This window comes from Lactobacillus sp. CA30L, from assembly GCF_059900845.1.
Genome location: NZ_JBWXGB010000023.1, coordinates 1 through 480, shown reverse-complemented (window position 1 = coordinate 480; position 480 = coordinate 1). Strand labels below are relative to the sequence as shown.

The 480-nt window shown below is 40.2% G+C and carries 1 protein-coding gene; it reads right to left on the bottom strand.

Annotated features, from left to right (window positions below):
• Positions 1–480: ABC transporter permease (locus AC2JF8_RS09270; RefSeq protein WP_500762805.1), on the bottom strand; the 480-nt coding region annotated here is incomplete at both ends.

The following is a 480-nucleotide window of genomic DNA, read 5'->3' as shown; positions in this document are numbered from 1 at the left end:
CATCACAATAAACATGGCAACAATTAAAATCACACCTATTGTTGAACCCATGCCCCAGTTTTGCGTTACTAAGAAGTGTTCCTCAATCGCCGTTCCCAACGTAATCACCCGATTGCCGCCAATTAAACGCGTTAACATAAAGAGCGAGAGCGAAGGAATAAAGACAGCTTGAACGCCACTTTTCACACCGTTTAGGGAGAGAGGAAAAATGACACGGCGGAACGTCTCCGCACTGCTAGCTCCTAAGTCCCGACTAGCACTAATCAATGAAGGATTCATCTCTTCTAAGGCATTAAAAATCGGCATAATCATAAATGGAATTTCAATATACGTTGCGACAAATAAAAAACTGAAATCTGTAAACAGAATCTGGTGCGTACCCAAACCCATAAAACTCATAAACTGATTGATACTCCCATGAATACTGAAAATCCCAATAAAGGCATAAGCTTTTAATAATAAATTCACCCACGTTGGTAA